Below are 19,637 nucleotides of genomic sequence, written 5' to 3'. Positions count from 1 at the left end.
AAAGATAAATAATTCAATAATTTTACAAATCCACTTTCTTATTATGAGAAAATATAGTAATATGATATATAATTGTATGCGTTAATTGCGCGTTTTATCAATGGATTTGGGGATAATAAGAGCAGAAACTGGTGAAATGGAGGCATTTTATGGATAAAAATATAAAAATGAAGGATATAAAAGAACTGGGAGAGCAGCTTGGAGAACTGCAAAGAGTGTGCAGGGAGAAAAAAATCCCGGTGATGATCGCGTTTGAGGGTTATGGAGCAGCAGGAAAAGGACTTCAGATTGGCAATCTGATCCAGGCACTCGATCCAAGAGGCTTTAAAGTATATGCGGTAAAAAATGAAACGGAAGAGGAATGGATGCATCCTTTTATGTGGCGTTTCTGGACGAAGATCCCGGAAAAGGGAAGAATTGCGATTTTTGATACCAGCTGGTACCGGAGAGTTATGATTGAACGTTTTGAAGGAAAAACACCGGAAAAAGAGCTAGAAAAGGATTTTGCATCGATCCGTGCGTTTGAAAAACAGCTGACGGATGATGGAATGGTGATCATCAAACTGTTTTTAAAGATTGACTGGAAAGAACAGAAAAAGCGCTTTGAGAAACTGCTTGCTTCCAAGGATACTGCATGGCGGGTAAGCAAAGGCGATCTGAAGCGGAACCATGATTTTAAAGAGTATAAAGCAATCAATGAAGAGATGCTGCGGAAAACGGATGCAGATTACGCACCGTGGACAGTGATCAATGCTACAAAGAAGAAAGAAGCCAAAGTGGCTGTTTATCAGGCGGTGATCCAGGCAATGGAAGAAGCAGTCGCAAGAAAGGAACTGGAAGAAAAAGGCAGTCTGGAAAAGAAAACGGAAATGAAAAGGGAAACAGCAGAATCCATTCTGGCAAAGACGGATCTTTCCAAATCCATGCCAAAAGAGGTTTATGAGGAACGCTTAAAAGAGCTTCAGAAAAAGATGGAACATCTGCATGGAGAGCTTTATCGCAGGAGAATCCCGGTTGTCCTTGGCTTTGAGGGGTGGGATGCCGGAGGAAAAGGCGGTGCGATCAAACGTCTGACTTCACATATGGATCCGAGGGGATATGTGGTGAATCCGACAGCGTCACCGAGTGATACAGAGAAAGCACATCATTATCTGTGGCGTTTCTGGCGTGCAATGCCGAAAGCCGGTCATATTGCGATATTTGACAGAACCTGGTACGGAAGAGTGATGGTAGAGAGGATTGAAGGATTTTGCACCGAAAAAGAATGGAAGAGAGCTTATGGGGAAATCAATGCCATGGAGCAGGATCTGGTAAATGCAGGAGCAATCGTGCTGAAATTCTGGATGCAGATTGACAAGGATGAGCAGGCGAGAAGGTTTAAAGCCAGACAGGAAAATCCGAAAAAACAGTGGAAGATCACCGATGAAGACTGGAGAAACCGGGAAAAATGGGATCAGTATGAGGTGGCGGTAGAAGAAATGCTGGAAAAGACTTCTATGCCACATGCACCGTGGATCGTAGTGGAAGGAAATGATAAATACTATGCACGTATTAAAGTTCTGGAATGCGTGACAGAAGCAATCGAGAAACGACTGAAAGAAGAGAGAAAATAAAAAATGACAATCAGGGAACAGATGGAAGAAAGAGAAAAGGAATATCTAAGCCCCTGTGCCACATTAAGCATGGCTTCCCGGGGGAGAAAGAGAAATGAGCCACAGTGTGACATCCGACCGGTTTTTCAGAGGGACAGAGATCGGATCCTGCACAGTAAGGCATTCCGGCGCATGAAGCAGAAGACGCAGGTGTTTCTCCTACCAATCGGAGACCATTACAGGACACGGCTAACGCATACGCTGGAAGTATCACAGAACGCCCGGACGATCGGAAAGGCGCTCAGGCTGAACGAAGATCTGGTGGAGGCAATTGCACTGGGGCATGATCTTGGACATACTCCGTTTGGACATGCAGGAGAGAGAGCTCTGAACAATGTGTGTCCGTGTGGATTTAAACACAATGAACAAAGTGTCCGTGTAGTAGAGGTGTTGGAGAAACAGGGGGAGGGATTGAACCTGACCTGGGAAGTGATCGATGGAATCCGCAACCACAAAAGTGCGGGAATGCCTGCGACACTGGAAGGGCAGATCGTCAGACTGTCTGATAAGATTGCTTATGTGAACCATGATATTGATGACGCAGTAAGGGCGGGGATCATGAATGAAGAGGAACTGCCCAAAGAGCTGCGAAAAGTTCTGGGCAACAGTAAAAGAGAGCGTTTGAACACACTTACCCATGATGTGATCGTAAACAGCATGGACAAACCGAAGATCTGCATGTCAGAGGAAGTCCGTGAAGCATTGATGGAGCTGCGGGCATATATGTTTACCCATGTTTATGAGAATCCACTTGCAAAGGGCGAAGAGGACAAAGCAATCCGAATGGTCGAAGATCTGTATTCTTATTATGAAACGCACATGGAAAAGATGCCGGAGCAGTATCTGAAACAGCTGCAGAAGGGGGAAATGCCGGAGATCGCAGTGTGTGATTACATAGCAGGAATGACGGATAATTTTGCCGTAAAAAAGTTTGAAGAAATTTTTATTCCACAATCTTGGAAATTTTAAAGGAAATAAAAAAGTTTTGTCGAATATATATTATGTAGGGGTTGCGCAAGGTGCGCGAACCCTGCCAGGAAGGTGTAGGACATAATGTATTATTCAGATGAGATTATAGAAGAAGTAAGATCGAAAAATGATATCGTAGATGTGATTTCCGGATATGTGAAGCTGAAGAAGCAGGGAAGTTCGTATTTTGGACTTTGTCCGTTTCACAGTGAGAAATCTCCTTCTTTTTCTGTGAGCAGGGATAAGCAGATGTATTACTGCTTTGGCTGCGGAGCGGGAGGAAATGTATTTACCTTCATTATGGAGTATGAGAATTATTCTTTTGTAGAAGCACTCAAGTTTCTGGCACAGCGTGCCGGCGTGGAGCTTCCGCAAGAGGAATATTCAAAAGAAGCGAAAGAAAGAGCAGATACGAGAAGTGCGCTGCTTGAGATGAACAAGCTGGCGGCCAAGTATTATTATGCGCAGCTGAAGACGGAGGGCGGAAGGCAGGCAAGAGAATACCTGCAGAACCGTCAGTTGAGCCAGGAGACGATCACCGCATTTGGACTTGGATATTCCAGCAAATACAGTGATGATCTGTTTCGATACCTGAAGATGAAGGGTTATAGTGAAGAGATGATCATCAAAGCCGGTCTGGTAAATGTCGATGAAAAGCACGGAGTTTACGACAAATTCTGGAACCGTGTCATGTTTCCGATTATGGATGTGAATAACCGTGTGATCGGATTCGGCGGGCGTGTGATGGGTGACGGGAAGCCAAAGTACCTGAACTCACCGGAGACTCTGATCTTTGATAAGAGCCGGAATCTGTACGGACTTCACCGGGCGAGAACATCAAGAAAGCCGTATTTTATTGTATGTGAAGGCTATATGGATGTAATTTCGCTCCATCAGGCGGGATTTACCAATGCAGTTGCATCACTTGGAACTGCACTTACAGCAGGACATGCAGCATTGATCAAACGGTATGTGAATGAAGTCTATCTGACCTATGACAGTGATGAAGCCGGAACTAAAGCGGCACTCCGGGCAGATCCGATCCTTCGGGAGGCCGGTGTGACGACCCGCGTGATCCGGATGGAACCGTACAAGGATCCGGATGAATTCATCAAGAATCTTGGAGCTGAGGCATTTGAAGAGCGGATCAGGAAAGCAAGGAACAGCTTTATGTTCGGTCTTGAGATGCTGGAAAAAGGTTATGACCTGAATGCACCGGAAGGAAAGACGGAATTCCTCAGAGAGGCGGCGAGAAGGCTGGCACGTTTTGAAGAAGAAATTGAACGTGACAATTACATAGAAGCGGTGGCAAAGACTTATCACGTCGGCTACGAAGAACTTAAGAAGCTGGTTGTCAAGGTAGCAGTTCAGAGCGGAATGGCAGCTCCGGCCACAAAGCCGAGACAGACGATCCGCCAGGAAACGCCAAAAGAGGATGGTCATATCCGGTCACAGAAGATTCTGCTTACCTGGCTGATCGACAGGGAAGAGCTGTTTGATCAGGTAAGCCGTTATGTTACGCCGGAGGATTTTACGGTGGAGCTGTACCGGAAAGTTGCTGAACTTCTGTATGAACAGCATGCAAAAGGAGAACTGAATCCTGCGCAGATCATGAATTATTTTACAGAGGAAGAGGAACACCGCGCGGTGGCAGCACTTTTCAATACGAGAATCAAAGAGCTGACGACTGCGGGAGAGCAGGAAAAAGCGATCAAGGAGACGATTCTACGGGTAAAGGAGTACAGTATCGAAACCGCAACCCGGAATCTGGATCCGACAGACATTCAGGGGCTGCAAAGGCTTATGAATGCGAAGAAGGCAGTGCAGGACCTTCATAAACTGCATATTTCCATTAATTAGGGATAGAATATAAACAAGCGATGAGAGGAAGGACACTACATGGAAGAGAACGTAGTAAAGTTTCAGGAAAAATTAAAAAATCTGGTTGCCCTTGCGAAGAAAAAGAAGAACATTCTTGAAATCCAGGAAATCAATGATGCATTCCGGGATATGGAGCTGGAACCGACACAGATGGACAAGGTATTTGAGTACCTGGAGGCCAATGGGATCGATGTGCTTCAGATGAATGATGACTCCAATGTGGATGATGATGATCTGGAGATCATGCTTTCGGATGAAGACGAAGTGGATATGGAGAAGATCGACCTGTCTGTTCCGGACGGAATCAGCATCGAAGATCCGGTTCGTATGTATCTGAAGGAGATCGGTAAGGTTCCGCTTCTTTCAGCAGAAGAAGAGATCGAGCTGGCAAAGAGAATGGCAGATGGTGATGAAGAAGCGAAAAAGCGTCTTGCAGAAGCCAACCTGCGACTGGTAGTCAGCATTGCAAAGCGTTATGTGGGACGTGGTATGCTGTTTCTGGATCTTATACAGGAAGGAAACCTTGGACTTATCAAAGCGGTAGAGAAGTTTGATTATCAGAAGGGATTTAAGTTCAGTACCTATGCAACATGGTGGATCCGTCAGGCAATCACACGTGCGATTGCTGATCAGGCGAGAACCATCCGTATACCGGTTCATATGGTAGAGACGATCAACAAACTGATCCGTGTATCCAGACAGTTACTGCAGGAGCTTGGACGTGAACCTACGCCGGAAGAGATCGCTGCAGAGTTGGACATGCCGGTAGACCGTGTGCGTGAAATCTTAAAGATTTCCCAGGAACCGGTTTCTCTTGAGACTCCGATCGGTGAGGAAGAGGACAGCCACCTGGGCGACTTTATCCAGGATGACAATGTACCTGTTCCGGCAGAAGCAGCAGCGCAGACACTTCTGAAAGAACAGCTGGATGAAGTTTTAAGTACACTGACAGAGAGAGAGCAGAAGGTTCTCCGCCTGCGTTTTGGTATGAGTGATGGAAGAGCACGTACACTGGAAGAGGTCGGAAAAGAGTTCGATGTCACCCGTGAGCGTATCCGTCAGATCGAAGCAAAAGCACTCCGCAAGCTTCGTCATCCAAGCCGCAGCAGAAAATTAAGAGATTATTTGGATTAAGAAGATGGCTGAATTATCAAAAAGATTACAGGCAGTGGCGGATCTTGTCACACCGGGAATGCGTCTTGCGGATGTGGGAACAGATCACGCTTACATCCCAATCTATCTGACACAGAACGGGCTGGTTCCATCCGCAATTGCCATGGATATTAACAAAGGACCATTAGAGAGAGCGGATACACATATCCTTGAACATGGACTGGATGGGAAGATCGCTACCCGTCTTTCTGATGGTCTGGTGAATTTGAAAATGGAAGAAGCTGACACAATGATCGCCGCCGGAATGGGCGGCGGTCTTGTCATACACATTTTGAATGAGGATCCGGCAAAAACCAGAAGCTTAAAGGAACTGGTCCTGCAGCCGCAGTCAGAGCTTGCGAAAGTCCGCCGTTATCTGGAAGAACATAGATTTCGTATCGTTGCAGAGGACATGGTGGAAGAGGATGGCAAATACTATCCGATGATGAAGGTGATCCCGACAGAGCAGAAAGGTCTTTATGCGGAAGGTGTTCCGGCAGCAGAAGAAGAGCTTGAATATGGAAAATATTTATTAGAGAAGGCTCACCCGGTGATGGGAGAATATCTGAAAAAGGAACTGTCTGTGAATCAGGGCGTGTATGAAAAGCTTCGGGTGCAGGAGAGTGAACGCACGAAGGAGAGAAGTGCAGAGGTTCTGCATATGATAAAGAGAGCAGAAGACCTGCTTGACCGGTATTTTTAGGAGGAAAATGATGATTTGCAGAGAAATTATAAAAGAAATAGAAGCACGTTTTCCAAAGCACTATGCTATGGAGTGGGATAATGTAGGACTGCAGGTCGGAAGAAGCGATAAAGAAGTAAAGCGGATCTATCTTGCACTGGATGCGACGGATGAAGTGATCGAAGAAGCAGCAGACTGGGGCGCAGATATGCTGATCACACATCATCCGATGATCTTTAAAGCAATGAAAAAGATCAATGACGAGGATTTTATTGGCAGAAGAGTACTGAAGTTGATCAGGGATGACATTTCTTACTATGCGATGCATACCAATTATGATGTAATGGGAATGGCAGAGCTTGCTGGGAAGGTACTTGAACTGAGTGAACCGGAGGTTCTGGAAGTGACGGGAAGCATGCATTCAGAATCCGGTGAAGTTCCGGTTGGAATCGGAAGAGTTGCTGATCTGGCACAGCCGATGGATTTAAAATCCTGTGCGGAAATGGTAAAAAAAGCATTTGATCTTCCGAATGTGAAAATATTTGGAGAGCCGGATATGCAGGTACATCGCCTTGGTGTTTTTCCGGGCTCCGGGAAGAGCGCAATTTCCGTATCTTTGGAAAAAGGTGTGGATGTACTGGTGACAGGTGACATTGATCACCATGAGGGGATTGATGCGGTTGCGCAAAAAATGGCAGTAATTGATGCCGGACACTATGGCGTGGAGCATATCTTTATTGCAGATATGGAACATTTTTGCCGGGAGAAATTTCCAGAGGCAGAGATCCGGACAGCAAAGATCCGGCAGCCATTCTGGGTTTTGACGTAAGGTGTTTGGGAGCGGGGAGAAAACAGACAGATTTGTCAAAGCGCCGTAAGGCAGAAAGAAGGCGGTAAATATGGAACAGCAGATGTACAAAGTACAGATTGACGGGGAAGAGAGAAGTTTTCCGGCAGGAACCACATATCTGCAGATTGCCGGGGAATATCAGGAAAGATACCCACATGATATTGTTCTTGTATATGTAAATGGAAAGCTTCAGGAGCTTGGAAAGAAGCTGAAAAAGGACTGTGCGCTCCATTTTGTGACGACAGGCGAGACCATTGGAAATCTTACCTATCGCCGTGGTGTAAGTTTTCTGCTGGTGAAGGCAGTATATGATACAATCGGACACGATAAGATAGAACAGGTGAGAATCCATTTTTCTGTAGATAAAGGGTATTATTGTACAATAAAAGGAGATCAGAAGCCGGATCAGGAACTGCTTGCAAGGATTGAAGAACGGATGCATGAAATGGCAGATATGGATCTTTCAATCCGGAAGAGATCGGTTCATACCGATGAAGCGGTTGAAATGTTCCGCAAGTACGGTATGAAGGATAAAGAGCGTTTGTTCCGGTATCGCAGAGTGTCTACTGTCAATATTTACAGTATCAATGAATTTGAGGACTACTATTACGGCTATATGGTTCCGTCAACCGGCTATCTAAAATATTTTAAATTATATTTATATGATGAGGGATTTGTAGTGCAGATGCCGGAGGCAGCTGAACCGGAAAAGATACCTCCGTTTCAGCCTCAGAATAAGCTGTTCCATGTGCTGAAAGAGTCTACGCGTGGCGGTGATATGCTTGGAATTGAGACGGTAGGGGCACTGAATGATTATGTGACAGGCGGCAGCGCCAATCCAAAGGAACTGCTTCTGGTACAGGAGGCAATGCAGGAGAAAAAAATTGCGCAGATCGCAGAGCAGATTGCAGGAAATCCGCAGAAGAAGTTTGTTTTGATCGCCGGTCCTTCTTCGTCAGGAAAGACTACATTTTCCAGACGGCTTTCCATCCAGCTCCGGGTAAGCGGTCTGGTCCCGCATCCGATTTCGGTGGATGATTACTTTAAGAACCGTGTGGATACACCGCTGGACGCAGAAGGAAAGCCGAATTATGAGTGTCTGGAAGCGCTGGATGTGGAACTTTTTAACCACGATCTGAAAAAGCTGCTTGCAGGCGAACGGATTGAACTTCCGACGTTCAATTTCAAGACCGGAAAACGGGAATATAACGGACATCATATGCAGCTTGGCGAGCAGGATATTCTGGTGATCGAAGGCATTCACTGTCTGAATGATGCGCTGACTCATGATCTGCCAAAAGAAAATAAATTCAAGATCTATATCAGTGCACTGACCCAGCTGAATATCGATGAGCATAACCGGATCGCATCAACAGATGGACGTCTGATCCGCCGGATGGTGCGTGATGCAAGAACCAGAGGTACTTCGGCAAAGCAGACGATCGCTATGTGGCAGTCGGTGCGAAGAGGGGAAGAGAACAATATTTTCCCGTATCAGGAAGACGCGGATGTGATGTTCAATTCAGCTCTTCTTTATGAGCTGGCAGTTCTGAAAGCTTATGCAGAACCGATCCTGTTCGGAATTGAGAAGGACTGCGCTGAATATCAGGAAGCGAAGAGACTGCTCAAATTCCTGGATTATTTTGTGGGGATCGGAAGTGAGTATGTTCCGCAGAATTCGATTTTGAGGGAATTTATTGGAGGCGGATGTTTCGATTTGTAGAATGTTGAAGCTGGTCACATGGTAAGAGAGCGATATAGATTATAGAGGCAGTTTGAATCTGTTCCGCTGTTTTTTTAGTGTGATTTGTCGTCAGAAATAAGAAATAAACAGAAGAAGAGCTTCTGGGAGAATGAATATCTTTGTTCTCTCAGAAGCTCTTCTTCTGTTTGACCGGAAAATACATATGGAAAATTCTTCCATAAAAAGAGTATTATGTGCCGGGGATGGGAATCACTTAAATATATTTATCAGAGTAACATATCTTCAGGCACAGGCGCTGTGAAATGCATTTCTTCTCCTGTGATTGGATGCCGGAAACGCAGATGATGTGAGTGCAGTGCCTGACGGCTGATATGGCTGTAATCCGGATTATAGAGAAAATCTCCCGGAAGCGGATGACCGATGTAATTCATATGCACCCGGATCTGATGAGTGCGTCCGGTATCCAGCTTTAAGGCAACCAGAGAGTAGACCGGATCTGTATTTGTGATGGAAAGCCTGCGGTAATGGGTGCAGGCATATTCACCATGTTTAAAATCAACCATGCGCTCGATGGTAGAACCCTCTTTTCTGGCAATTGGAGCAGTGATGATTCCGTCTTCCGGGACGATTCCCGTGGCAAGTGCCAGATATTCCCGGTGGATTTCCCGGCGTGCCATCATGGCAGAGAGGAGAGAGGCACTGTAAAGATGCCGGGCAATGATCAGAAGACCGGTGGTATCCCGGTCAAGCCGGTTAATGCAGCGGTAGACAAAAGGCTCGCCTTTCTCTTTGAAATACCATGCACAGGCATTGGCAAGTGTGTTGTCATAATTTCCCTGGGAAGGGTGAATTGGCATTCCGGCAGGTTTATTGATGACCAGCAGGTCCGGATCTTCATATACGATCGAAAGAGGCAGATCTGACGGAACAATATTTTCGGAGAATTTTGTTTCGGTAATCCGGATAGCAAGCTGGTCGCCGGGAGTAAGAAGGGTGCGTGCCAGTACTGGTTCCCCGTTCAGACGGATTCCTTCCGGATCTTCTTTGATTGCCCGGATCAGAGAAGAAGAATATCCATGAGCTTTTAAAAACTCATGGATATTGGAAGTTTTCTGTTCGGTTATTGTATAATTCAGAATTCTTTCCCACATTACTTTGATTTCACTTCCCGCCATAATTCATTGTAGACAGCATCGTTTTTATCTCCAAGGAATTTGAAGGTCTCACATCCGGAGAGCTCGCTTGCATCCGGGAATGCAATCTTGCTGTTGCGGATGGACTCGTCTTCAATCAGTTCCCGTGCTGCTTCATTTGGAGTCGAGTAGGTGATGTACTCAAAGTTCTTCAGTGCGATGTCCGGACGGCAGAGGAAGTTGATGAACTTTTCTGCATTTTCCTTATGCTCTGCATTCTTCGGAATTACCCAGGAGTCGATCCAGATATTGGATCCTTCTTTCGGGATCACGTATTCCAGGTTTGGATTTTCTTTCTGTGTGTAAATGGCTTCACCGGAGTAAATAACACCGATGGCTGCTTCGTTTCCGATCATCTTGTCACGCACCTGGTCAACGACGTATGCCTGAACCAGTGGTTTCTGTCTGATCAGAAGATTCTTCGCTTCGTTCAGCTCGTCCAGGTCGGTTGAGTTCAGGGAATATCCAAGATATTTTAAGGTAACACCGAATGCATCGCGGACGCTGTCCTGCATCAGAATGCTGTCCTTGTACTTTGGATCCCAGAGAACAGACCAGGAATCAATTGGTTCGTCTACCATGGTTTTGTTGTAAAGGATCCCGACAGTTCCCCAGCAATAAGGAACAGAGTATTTATTTTCTGGATCAAATGCTTTGGACTGATCCATGTAAGTCTGTCCAATATTTTTGATATTCGGAATATTATCCCAGTTGATCTCGGCGAGGAGATCATTCTCGATCATACGCTGGATCATATAGTCAGAAGGGCAGACCACATCGTAGGAAATGGCGCCGGACTGCACCTTCGGGTACATGATCTCATTGGTTTCGTATTCTTCATAAACTACCTGGATACCGGTTTCTTCTTCAAAGATATCCAGAACATCCGGATCCAGATATTCGCCCCAGTTGTAGACAATTACCTTTTCGGAGCCAGAAATCTTTGTCTTTGAATTGTAGAAAAATCCTCCGGCTGTAATGACGATCACGAGCAGTGCCGGTACGACACGTGTTACGACGAGACGCATCGTGTGGCGTGCACGGGATGGCTTGCGGATCGTGCCGTCTTTTTCGTGAACTTCTTTTTCCGGTTTTAAATTGATCAGGAAGAGAAGGAAGAGCACCGTTACAAACATGATCGTTGAGAGTGCGTAAATTTCCGGACGGATTCCTTTTCGTACTTCACTGTAAATTTTGGTGGACAGGGTATCGATTCCAGGTCCTTTGGTAAAGTGGGTGATCACAAAATCATCCAGCGACATGGTAAATGCAAGCAGGAAACCGGAAAGAATTCCTGGAAGGATATCCGGAAATACGACTTTGAAAAAAGCGTAGATCGGGGAAGCACCCAGATCTAGTGCGGCTTCATAGGTTCGCCGGTTGGTCTGCTTTAGTTTTGGCATGACGCTTAAAATGACGTATGGGATATTAAAGGTTATATGTGCAATCAGGATTGTCGAAAATCCCATGGTCATACGGAATGCGATGAACAGCAGCATCATAGATACACCAGTCACAATATCTGCGTTCAGCATCGGAATGTTGGTGACACCCAGCATAAAGGTACGGAACTTGCGGTTCATACTCTGGATTCCAATGGAAGCCAAAGTTCCGATCACGGTTGCAATCAGCGCAGAAAGAAGTGCGATGATCAGGGTGTTGTATAAGGTGCTCATGATCGCTTCATCCTGGAAAAGGGATACATACCATTTTCCGGTAAATCCGCCCCATTTGGCACGGGTTCTGGAACTGTTAAAGGACAGAACCATCAGTGTCATGATCGGAGCATAGAGGAAGATCACGATCAGCAGTAAATATAAATTCTGTAATTTCTTTTTCATTAGAATGCTGTGCCCTCCCCGTCTTTATCGTATTTGGCGATCAGAGCCATACTTGCAATGATGAAGATCATCAGGACAAGTGAAAGTCCACTTCCTACATGCCAGTTGCTTCCCTGTTGGAATTCCTGTTCGATGACATTTCCGATCAGAAGGATCTTGCTTCCACCGAGGAGGTTGGAAATGACGAAGGTTGTAAGTGCAGGTACAAATACCATAGTGATTCCACTGATGATACCCGGAACACTAAGCGGAAGGATGATCTTGGTAAATGTCTGGATATTTCCGGCACCGAGATCTCTGGCTGCGGAAATAACATCTTTGTCAATCTTTACAAGTACATTGTAAATCGGCAGCACCATGAACGGCAGGAAGTTGTAGACCATACCGAGGATGATCGCTGTCGGTGTGTTGATAATGTTCCATGAAGGCAGCCCGAAGAAATGGAGAACGGAGTTGATGACACCGTTTTTCTCCAGGAGGTTCTGCCATGCAAGAGTTCTGAGCAGAAAGTTCATCCACATCGGAAGGATGAAAACAAGTACTACGAAGCTGGACTGGTTTACATTTCTTCCGACGAGGATCATTGCCAGAGGATAGGCAAGGATCAGGCAGATCACTGTGCTGACAAATGCAAGCAGAAGTGCAAGCCCCAGAGCCTTTAAATTCTCAGGTGTTGTGATTTTGGCAAGGTTCATCCAAGTGAATTTTCCGTCATTGTCAGTCAGACCATAATAGAAGATCATGATCAGAGGAATGATAATGAAAGAAACTGCCCAGAAAAGGTATGGCCCTGCCAGGAGGCGTTTGCTATTCTTCAATTCCTACAGCCTCCTCATCTTCAGATTCCGGTTTTTTCATGATCTGAATATCAAACGGGTCAACATGGATTCCAACCTCAGTGCCAACCGGGAACATATCGGTGCTGTGTACCAGCCATTCATAGTTGTTGGCAAGGACTTCCATTTCATAGTGGACTCCTTTGAAAATCAGATGGGTAACGACACCCTTTAATGTGCCTTCTTCTGGTTTTACAAGATCGATGTCCTCCGGACGGATGACCGCATCGACCGGTTTGTTGGTTCCGAATCCGGTATCCACACACGGGAATTCGGCACCGACAATATTGACCAGCTTATCGCGTACCATGATGGCATTGAAAATGTTGCTATCGCCAATGAAGTCGGCTACGAAAGCATTTTCCGGCTCGTTGTAGATATCTTCCGGTGTACCGATCTGCTGGATGTATCCCTGATTCATGACAACAATCGTGTCAGACATGGTGAGGGCTTCTTCCTGATCGTGGGTAACGTAGATAAATGTAATTCCCAGCTCATTTTTTAAACGGATCAGTTCATACTGCATGTCCTGGCGGAGCTTTAAATCCAGGGCACCGAGAGGTTCATCCAGAAGAAGAACTTTTGGTTCATTTACAATGGCGCGGGCGATGGCAATACGCTGCTGTTGACCACCACTTAAAGAATCCGGATAACGGTTCTGGTAACCTTCCAGATTGACCAGTTTTAATGCATAATGAATCTTATCATCGATGTAAGATTTTGATTTTCCTTTGATCTTCAGACCAAAAGCAATATTTTCAGCAATGGTCATATGGGTGAAAAGCGCATATTTCTGGAAAACAGTGTTGAGCTGTCGTTTATTCGGTGCAAGGGATGTAATGTCCTTTCCATCGAAAATTACTTTTCCGGAGTCCGGATTTTCGAATCCGCCGAGGATACGCAGAAGCGTTGTCTTTCCGCAGCCGCTAGGTCCTAAAAGTGTGAGAAATTCATTTTCTCTGATATAAAGGTTCAGGTCGTCCAGAACCAGATTGTCTCCATATGATTTGGAAACACCAACAATGTCAATCAGTTTGTTTGGCATATGTATAATCCTCCTGTGTACTTAAAAACTTGGGGGAGTGCTGACCCAGATCAGGCGTGCCCCGGAAGAAGACGATGCTTCTATATAATGCTTTGCGCGGGGAGTAAAATAAAAGGATTCTCCCTTTTTAGCTTTGTAGACCTTATTGCCTACGTGGATTTTGACGGAACCCTGAAGCACATATCCGAATTCCTCACCTTCGTGTGGAAGATCCGGGTAGGTTGCACCGCCCGGAGCCAGGGTAAGACGGATCGGTTCCATCATATTGCGCTGGGCATTCGGAATGATCCATTCAATCGTATTCTTCAGATCAGTATCCTTTTTTTCAAAATAATCCTCATCACCGAAGACAACCTGTTCTTCCTCGTCATCGCTGAAAAATTCATTCAGATTGGTGCCGAGACACTGCAAAATATCAACCAGTGTGGCGATAGAAGGAGAAGTAAGATCCCGTTCCAGCTGGGAAATGAATCCCTTCGAAAGCTCACTCCGGTCTGCAAGTTCTTCCTGGGTAAGATTTTTCGCAATACGGAGCTCCCTTACTTTCTGTCCGATGTTCATAAATAGCTCCTTTCTGTAAATTGTTTGTAAAAATAAAAATAAACCTAGAGTTTAGTATTTCTATACACACGACAAGGTTTATTATACTATAGTTTATAGAAAAAGCAACCGTTTTATAAGGAAAATAGAGGTTTTTTTGAAAAATAAAAAGCGGGTAAGAAATGACTAATTTTAGTTTAGATTATCTTCAGATCGCTTTTGAAAAATTGCATGAAAAAATCCTCCGAATCGAAAGAAAATTCGAGGGATTTTAGCTGATTACCGGAAAGTTTTGATTTGTCGATTCCATATGTTTGGAAGCGACAAATGATAAGATACTAATGAGGGTGTGGGAAGTTGATTCCTACATCCTTTTTTAGTGCGTAAAAAATGATTGAATGTTATAATAGAAGCAGATTGGAGGAGAATTAATGCTAACCACACCATTAGGAGATATTGAAATATATGTAGATGACAACAAGGTTGAATATATGGAAAAGAGTATTAGAGTGTCAGACAAACTATGTCCTGACGTTAGTGGGAGATATGCCATTAAAATTGATTTTATCCCAGATGGAAAAATACATACAATCTCTTGTAAAATAAAGGGACATGTTTCATCTAAAAAGGATGGAATAGAACCAGGAGAGCGATTAGAATTGAAATCGTTTTACAAAGACAATACTAAATTGTCAATAGGCATGGAAGGCGAATCAGGATATTATGCGGATGGTATGTGCATCTCAGATATATATGATTACGATAACGAGTATATGGAAGACGGTGTTTTATATTTGGTTATGAAAGAAACTAAGACAATAAAGTATGTATTTGGTATTGCATGGATTGAAAATGTTACAACAGAAAACGACGTGCAGACATGGTATGGAGCAGATCCAACATTATTTTGACAAGAAAGAAGGATAATTGTTATGGGAAAACCATTTAAAGATAAATTGAAAAATGTAGGAGATTTTATTAGTGGAACTATTGCAGAGGTAGAAAAACAGGCAAAAGATAGTGAGGTGCTTGAGAAGATTTCTAAAGGGACGAAAGATGGTCTTGTGTTTGTATCAAACGGAGTAAAGGACGGAGCTGAAAAGATTACAAATGGAGCAAAAACAAGTGCTGATACGATAAAAAATGTAGTGGCTGAACATAAAAAACAGGGCATACAAGACAATAACAAAGAAAAGCAGGGAAGTCTTGATGACCAACTTCATGATGCAGTAAACAGGTATAATGCGGCATATGCAGAGTTTGAGAATAACGGCTCAGCGATTCTTAGACAGCGAGAACGATCTGTGGACTTACTGGAAAATGTTGAAAACTTAGTAAACAGTATTGCAAATCATCCAAAGAATTTTGATGCAGATTTCAAGGAGATCCAACTTTATAAAAAAGAATTCAAAGATGTATGTGATTATGCAACACAAGAACTCGATGCAGCAAAGAAATCCATGGCAGGTGTAGGTGCAGGAGTAGCCGGCGGTATGGCTGTAGCCAGCTTGGCTCCGAGTGCAGCTATGTGGGTAGCAACTACATTTGGTACAGCTTCTACAGGAACTGCTATATCAACATTGTCAGGTGCAGCCGCTACTAATGCAGCTTTAGCATGGCTTGGAGGTGGCGCAGCCGCTGCCGGGGGAGGTGGAATGGTATCTGGAACTGCATTTTTGGCAATGGCCGGTCCAGTAGGCTGGACAATTGGAGGAGCTACATTATTAGCATCAATTGTTCTGTTTGCAAATAAAAAAATCAAACTTGGTAAAGAAAAAAAAGAAGAGATTGAGGCAGTATTACACAATGTTGAATTAGTTAGTGAAGTTAATGTCAAAATGAAGTCATTATTAGATAAGACGGACAAATTAAGAAGTATGTTGAATGATCAGTACGGAAATTGTATGACTTATTATGGAAAGAACTTTATAGAAATAGCAGATGAAGGGCAAATGTTATTGGGAACACTTGTGAACAATGCAAAATCTTTAGCAGCAACGCTTGGTGAAACTGTGGAGGAATAAAGTAAATGATAGAAGCTAAAAAGATGATTAAAAGTGGGCAAGAACAAGCTGTTGCTTCATGGATTAATTACCTGAATCAGGTGCGATTAGACAGATTGATGGAAGTATTGCAGAAAGAAGAATTAAATCTGAACGAAGCGATGTCTACCATTGGTGAAACACTTAAAACTATTAGCAGAGATATCGTGAATAATGGAAAAGGACGAGGCGGTCAATATGGAATGCACGGATTTATTGCTGAAGTTGCAGAATGTGGTATTGGAAATGCCAGAGAACAGATAGAAGGAAAAGCACCAATATACGAATGGATTAATGATAATGGGCCTGAAGATTTGAGAAGGGGAGCAACACTAATCCAGCAGAAATTTGTAAACGGAGGTGGGCATTTATCACTACAGGCAATTCGTATGCATTTAAATGCTTATCCTGATTTCCTTGATAATGGCGGAGTATATCAGATTCCGGAAGACCATTACGAGAAAATCAAGTGGCTGCTTTCGATTTCAGAAAAAGAAGCAAATAAAATGCCGACTTCAACAGGCGATTTTTCTCTGAAACAGTGGAGGGAAGTACATGAATTTTTTAAAAATGGTGATATTCCATTAGATAAAGTAGAACCGTCTAAATTAAAATATTCTGAAGTCCAGAAAGGCACATATGAACAAACTTTTTCAAAAGAAAAGGATAGTTTAAGAAAACGAAATCAGGAAAGAAAAGAACAGGCATATAATAAAAGTAAACCTACGTTATCTGAGGGAGCGAAAGCAACAGCAGCCGCAGCTGCAATTGAAGGTGCTATGGCGTTGTGCCTGGGAATAGCTGAAAAAAGAAAGTCTGGTAAGAAATTCAATGCTTTTGATGAGGAAGATTGGAAAGAGATTGCAGCTACTACAGGAAAGGGAACCTTGAAAGGTAGTATACGAGGAGCATCTATTTATACATTGACAAATTTTACTGCAACTCCGGCAGCTGTAGCAAGCGCAATAGTAACAGCAACATTTGGTATTGCGGAACAGGCATATCAATTAAAGCAGGGAAATGTAAATGAACAGAGATTTATTGAGAATACAGAAATGTTATGTTTAGATGCTTCAGTTAGTGCACTTTCTTCATTTGCAGGTCAAATATTGATTCCAGTTCCTGTACTTGGTGCAGTGATTGGCAATACTGTAGGAACTATGATGTATCAAATCGCAAAAGATAATCTGTCAGCCAGAGAACAGAAGATATTTGAAGAATATGCAGAAGCAGTACGTCAGCTGGATGTTTCATTACAGGATCAGTATCAGGAATTTGTTGATGAAATTGGTAAGGATACGAAGCTGTTCATGGAATTATTACACAGGGCATTTGCACCAGACATTCGTGTAGCCTTTGAAGGTTCTATTGATTTGGCAAAATCATGTGGCGTACCAGTAGACGAGATATTAGATAGCAAAGAAAAAATAGCATCATATTTTATGGATTAAAAGAAGGCGTAATATGCACGCAATAATAAGACAAGGCAATGGAAAATATTATATTTCATCGGTATTCGGCTATTATAGTGATGTAAAATCAGAAGATGACTATCAGCGTTATCTTGAAAGAATCCATAGCACATACTATGTAGTATTCAATGAAGAAAAAACGAAATTGATAAAATGGTTTAAGATACAGCCCGATACAGAATATTTAATAAAACAGGTACTGATCATAGATTCTGATGAGAGTGGGTGGATTATAAACGAACAAGATGACACGGGTGGTGTAGAATTCCTTCCAAGAGAACTGGCAGACAAAATTATTTCAGAAGGAGTTGTTCCTGATGATATTATGCAGCAATGTATAAAATTTGAAGAATCTTATACATATGAAGAGTATCGTGAGATTAAAACGAAAAAAGATATTGAAGACTTTGATTGGGCAACCGGAAATTTTCATGATGCATGTATTGAAGAACAAAAAATATCAGATGGTGGAGAACTGTATCTGAGGTTCACCGGGATATGGGGATGTCAAGTTGAAATTTGGTTTTGGGATGACTTGGAGTATTGTACGGACAGCAGAAATCCAGAATACTGGGATCCATATTGGTCATGTTCTACGCTACTATTATTCGATGGATATGTGTATTTTGTAGATGAAGAACTCGAAGTGAATGAAATTACAGATGAATACTGCTGGTTTAAAGCCAGACATATGAAATACCACATTATTCCAAATTAAATGAGATATGCAGGCGATAATTCCAAGGTAGTCATGCGTAAAGAAAATATCAGAAATGCCTTTAACTCACCAATGCGTCCATTTGTGCTTGCCACAACGTCTATTGGTCAGGAGGGTCTGGATTTTCATAATTATTGCTGTGTGATTATGCACTGGAATCTTCCAAGTAATCCCATAGATTTGGAACAAAGAGAAGGCAGGAAGAATTTCTGGAGTATTTATTCAAGGACACAAGCGGATTGAAGAAACTGTTTATCGACTTGAGTCCATTTTCAAAGGGGAAAGAAGGTTGATATGATGAGAGTACTTTTTTGTAACATAGCGTGGATGAAGGAGTATCGAGGAAATGAAGATGGAAAGGATATTCCGTTAAATGGTGGAAGTTTTGTTGACGAGACAGGAGACGCACATGAAAAATACAATTTTACGCCGGTGAATATGGAGGGTAGGGAAGGGTTATATTGTCTGGGGTTCTTCGAGACAAAATCACATAATGGTAAAGATGTCAATCAAATGCGAATTGAGAATATTGCGGGGTGTGAGCTATTAAAAAAAGAAGAATCAGTAGATGATGTGCTTGTTGTGTATTGTGCAAAACATCCAGCACATAAGTTTACGACGGTCGTGGGATGGTATAAACATGCTACAGTTTTCAGACATTATCAAGAGGCAGTGTTTGCTCCGGAAGATATACAATATTACAATGCAATTGCAAATTCGTCTGATTGTGTTCTACTTCCTGCGGGCATCAGATCAAGAAAGGTTCAGTGGGAAGTCCCAAGAAAATCAAATGGTTGGGCTTATGGATTTGGACGGGCAAATGTATGGTATGCCAGTGAAGAGGATAGCAGGTTGCAAGATTATCTTGCAAGATTAGAAAAACAAATTAACGAATATGATGGCGAAAATTGGATTGAAAAGTATGCTGAGTAGGTGTTAAACAAAGGATAGAACGAGGGTCATTAACAGTTAAAGATAAATTATAAAATCATATAAGTAAATATTGAGTTTTATAAGATATTAGACTAGAATATTATTGAAAGGAGTTGATACTTTGAG

Annotated in this window: 18 protein-coding genes; 13 read left to right on the top strand and 5 right to left on the bottom strand. The window is 43.2% G+C overall.

Features of this window, described 5'->3' with window-relative positions; genetic code table 11:
• Positions 1–149 precede the first annotated feature (149 nt).
• The 7 genes from pap (at position 150) to PGU50_RS02000 (ending at position 8,909) form a co-directional block, all read left to right on the top strand.
• Positions 150–1,613, top strand: coding sequence for a polyphosphate:AMP phosphotransferase (pap, locus tag PGU50_RS02030; protein ID WP_270246061.1), 1,464 nt, complete (start codon positions 150–152; stop codon positions 1,611–1,613).
• 3 nt (positions 1,614–1,616) lie between these two features.
• On the top strand, positions 1,617–2,621 hold the full coding sequence (locus tag PGU50_RS02025; protein WP_055155673.1) for a deoxyguanosinetriphosphate triphosphohydrolase: 1,005 nt from the start codon (positions 1,617–1,619) through the stop codon (positions 2,619–2,621).
• Positions 2,622–2,705: 84 nt separating this feature from the next.
• Positions 2,706–4,481 carry a DNA primase gene (gene dnaG / locus PGU50_RS02020; protein ID WP_270246060.1) on the top strand — a complete coding sequence of 592 codons (1,776 nt, stop codon included), beginning with the start codon at positions 2,706–2,708 and terminating at the stop codon, positions 4,479–4,481.
• Positions 4,482–4,520: 39 nt separating this feature from the next.
• Positions 4,521–5,636 carry an RNA polymerase sigma factor RpoD gene (rpoD, locus tag PGU50_RS02015; protein WP_008374891.1) on the top strand — a complete coding sequence of 372 codons (1,116 nt, stop codon included), beginning with the start codon at positions 4,521–4,523 and terminating at the stop codon, positions 5,634–5,636.
• 4 nt (positions 5,637–5,640) lie between these two features.
• Positions 5,641–6,357: a tRNA (adenine(22)-N(1))-methyltransferase gene (locus PGU50_RS02010; RefSeq protein WP_118198414.1), complete on the top strand. Its 717-nt coding sequence runs from the start codon at positions 5,641–5,643 to the stop codon at positions 6,355–6,357.
• A gap of 10 nt (positions 6,358–6,367) precedes the next feature.
• The gene (locus PGU50_RS02005; RefSeq protein ID WP_044999230.1) at positions 6,368–7,165 is read left to right on the top strand and encodes a Nif3-like dinuclear metal center hexameric protein; all 798 of its coding nucleotides are present in this window, start codon (positions 6,368–6,370) and stop codon (positions 7,163–7,165) included.
• 70 nt (positions 7,166–7,235) lie between these two features.
• Positions 7,236–8,909, top strand: coding sequence for a nucleoside kinase (locus PGU50_RS02000; protein WP_270246059.1), 1,674 nt, complete (start codon positions 7,236–7,238; stop codon positions 8,907–8,909).
• 248 nt (positions 8,910–9,157) lie between these two features.
• On the opposite strand, the gene PGU50_RS01995 is transcribed toward PGU50_RS02000, so the two are convergent.
• Genes PGU50_RS01995 through PGU50_RS01975 form a run of 5 tightly spaced genes read right to left on the bottom strand, consistent with a single transcriptional unit; the run spans position 9,158 to position 14,367 of the window.
• A complete protein-coding gene (locus PGU50_RS01995; RefSeq protein ID WP_270246058.1) occupies positions 9,158–10,042 on the bottom strand; it encodes an RluA family pseudouridine synthase in 885 nt (294 codons plus the stop codon).
• Complete coding sequence (locus tag PGU50_RS01990) at positions 10,042–11,925, bottom strand: extracellular solute-binding protein (RefSeq protein WP_175305291.1); 1,884 nt, start codon at positions 11,923–11,925, stop codon at positions 10,042–10,044. The genes PGU50_RS01995 and PGU50_RS01990 overlap by 1 nt, the downstream gene beginning before the upstream one ends.
• A complete protein-coding gene (locus PGU50_RS01985) occupies positions 11,925–12,743 on the bottom strand; it encodes an ABC transporter permease (RefSeq protein WP_022220522.1) in 819 nt (272 codons plus the stop codon). The genes PGU50_RS01990 and PGU50_RS01985 overlap by 1 nt, the downstream gene beginning before the upstream one ends.
• Positions 12,733–13,806, bottom strand: a complete 1,074-nt coding sequence (locus tag PGU50_RS01980; protein WP_117556198.1) for an ABC transporter ATP-binding protein — start codon at positions 13,804–13,806, stop codon at positions 12,733–12,735. Before PGU50_RS01980 ends, PGU50_RS01985 begins: the two co-directional genes overlap by 11 nt.
• Before the next feature lie 21 nt (positions 13,807–13,827).
• A complete protein-coding gene (locus PGU50_RS01975) occupies positions 13,828–14,367 on the bottom strand; it encodes a helix-turn-helix domain-containing protein (protein WP_173687711.1) in 540 nt (179 codons plus the stop codon).
• 410 nt (positions 14,368–14,777) lie between these two features.
• Between PGU50_RS01975 and PGU50_RS01970 the strand changes: the two genes are divergently transcribed.
• Genes PGU50_RS01970 through PGU50_RS01945 form a run of 6 tightly spaced genes read left to right on the top strand, consistent with a single transcriptional unit; the run spans position 14,778 to position 19,511 of the window.
• A complete protein-coding gene (locus PGU50_RS01970; protein ID WP_270246057.1) occupies positions 14,778–15,257 on the top strand; it encodes a hypothetical protein in 480 nt (159 codons plus the stop codon).
• 21 nt (positions 15,258–15,278) lie between these two features.
• On the top strand, positions 15,279–16,370 hold the full coding sequence (locus tag PGU50_RS01965; RefSeq protein WP_270246056.1) for a hypothetical protein: 1,092 nt from the start codon (positions 15,279–15,281) through the stop codon (positions 16,368–16,370).
• Positions 16,371–16,375: 5 nt separating this feature from the next.
• Positions 16,376–17,839, top strand: coding sequence for a hypothetical protein (locus PGU50_RS01960; RefSeq protein WP_270246055.1), 1,464 nt, complete (start codon positions 16,376–16,378; stop codon positions 17,837–17,839).
• 13 nt (positions 17,840–17,852) lie between these two features.
• Positions 17,853–18,578 carry a hypothetical protein gene (locus tag PGU50_RS01955; protein ID WP_270246054.1) on the top strand — a complete coding sequence of 242 codons (726 nt, stop codon included), beginning with the start codon at positions 17,853–17,855 and terminating at the stop codon, positions 18,576–18,578.
• Positions 18,579–18,821 carry a helicase-related protein gene (locus tag PGU50_RS18065; protein WP_334304137.1) on the top strand — a complete coding sequence of 81 codons (243 nt, stop codon included), beginning with the start codon at positions 18,579–18,581 and terminating at the stop codon, positions 18,819–18,821.
• Between the two features lie 51 nt (positions 18,822–18,872).
• Positions 18,873–19,511 (top strand): hypothetical protein, encoded by a 639-nt coding sequence (locus tag PGU50_RS01945; protein ID WP_270246053.1) that lies wholly within the window; start codon positions 18,873–18,875, stop codon positions 19,509–19,511.
• The last annotated feature ends 126 nt before the right edge of the window (positions 19,512–19,637 follow it).

Source organism: Coprococcus sp. AM11-30B (assembly GCF_027674365.1).
In the GTDB taxonomy this organism is placed as follows: domain Bacteria; phylum Bacillota; class Clostridia; order Lachnospirales; family Lachnospiraceae; genus Allocoprococcus; species Allocoprococcus comes.
The sequence above is the reverse complement of the archived record's forward strand: the minus strand, read 5'-3'. Positions and strand labels throughout refer to the sequence as shown.

What these genes read in the sequence shown, in the direction of transcription:
- pap (WP_270246061.1), top strand. Translation starts at nt 150, where the DNA reads ATGGATAAAAATATAAAAATGAAGGATATAAAAGAACTGGGAGAGCAG.
- PGU50_RS02025 (WP_055155673.1), top strand. Translation starts at nt 1,617, where the DNA reads ATGACAATCAGGGAACAGATGGAAGAAAGAGAAAAGGAATATCTAAGC.
- dnaG (WP_270246060.1), top strand. Translation starts at nt 2,706, where the DNA reads ATGTATTATTCAGATGAGATTATAGAAGAAGTAAGATCGAAAAATGAT.
- rpoD (WP_008374891.1), top strand. Translation starts at nt 4,521, where the DNA reads ATGGAAGAGAACGTAGTAAAGTTTCAGGAAAAATTAAAAAATCTGGTT.
- PGU50_RS02010 (WP_118198414.1), top strand. Translation starts at nt 5,641, where the DNA reads ATGGCTGAATTATCAAAAAGATTACAGGCAGTGGCGGATCTTGTCACA.
- PGU50_RS02005 (WP_044999230.1), top strand. Translation starts at nt 6,368, where the DNA reads ATGATTTGCAGAGAAATTATAAAAGAAATAGAAGCACGTTTTCCAAAG.
- PGU50_RS02000 (WP_270246059.1), top strand. Translation starts at nt 7,236, where the DNA reads ATGGAACAGCAGATGTACAAAGTACAGATTGACGGGGAAGAGAGAAGT.
- PGU50_RS01995 (WP_270246058.1), bottom strand. Translation starts at nt 10,042, where the DNA reads ATGTGGGAAAGAATTCTGAATTATACAATAACCGAACAGAAAACTTCC.
- PGU50_RS01990 (WP_175305291.1), bottom strand. Translation starts at nt 11,925, where the DNA reads ATGAAAAAGAAATTACAGAATTTATATTTACTGCTGATCGTGATCTTC.
- PGU50_RS01980 (WP_117556198.1), bottom strand. Translation starts at nt 13,806, where the DNA reads ATGCCAAACAAACTGATTGACATTGTTGGTGTTTCCAAATCATATGGA.
- PGU50_RS01975 (WP_173687711.1), bottom strand. Translation starts at nt 14,367, where the DNA reads ATGAACATCGGACAGAAAGTAAGGGAGCTCCGTATTGCGAAAAATCTT.
- PGU50_RS01970 (WP_270246057.1), top strand. Translation starts at nt 14,778, where the DNA reads ATGCTAACCACACCATTAGGAGATATTGAAATATATGTAGATGACAAC.
- PGU50_RS01965 (WP_270246056.1), top strand. Translation starts at nt 15,279, where the DNA reads ATGGGAAAACCATTTAAAGATAAATTGAAAAATGTAGGAGATTTTATT.
- PGU50_RS01960 (WP_270246055.1), top strand. Translation starts at nt 16,376, where the DNA reads ATGATAGAAGCTAAAAAGATGATTAAAAGTGGGCAAGAACAAGCTGTT.
- PGU50_RS01955 (WP_270246054.1), top strand. Translation starts at nt 17,853, where the DNA reads ATGCACGCAATAATAAGACAAGGCAATGGAAAATATTATATTTCATCG.
- PGU50_RS18065 (WP_334304137.1), top strand. Translation starts at nt 18,579, where the DNA reads ATGAGATATGCAGGCGATAATTCCAAGGTAGTCATGCGTAAAGAAAAT.
- PGU50_RS01945 (WP_270246053.1), top strand. Translation starts at nt 18,873, where the DNA reads ATGATGAGAGTACTTTTTTGTAACATAGCGTGGATGAAGGAGTATCGA.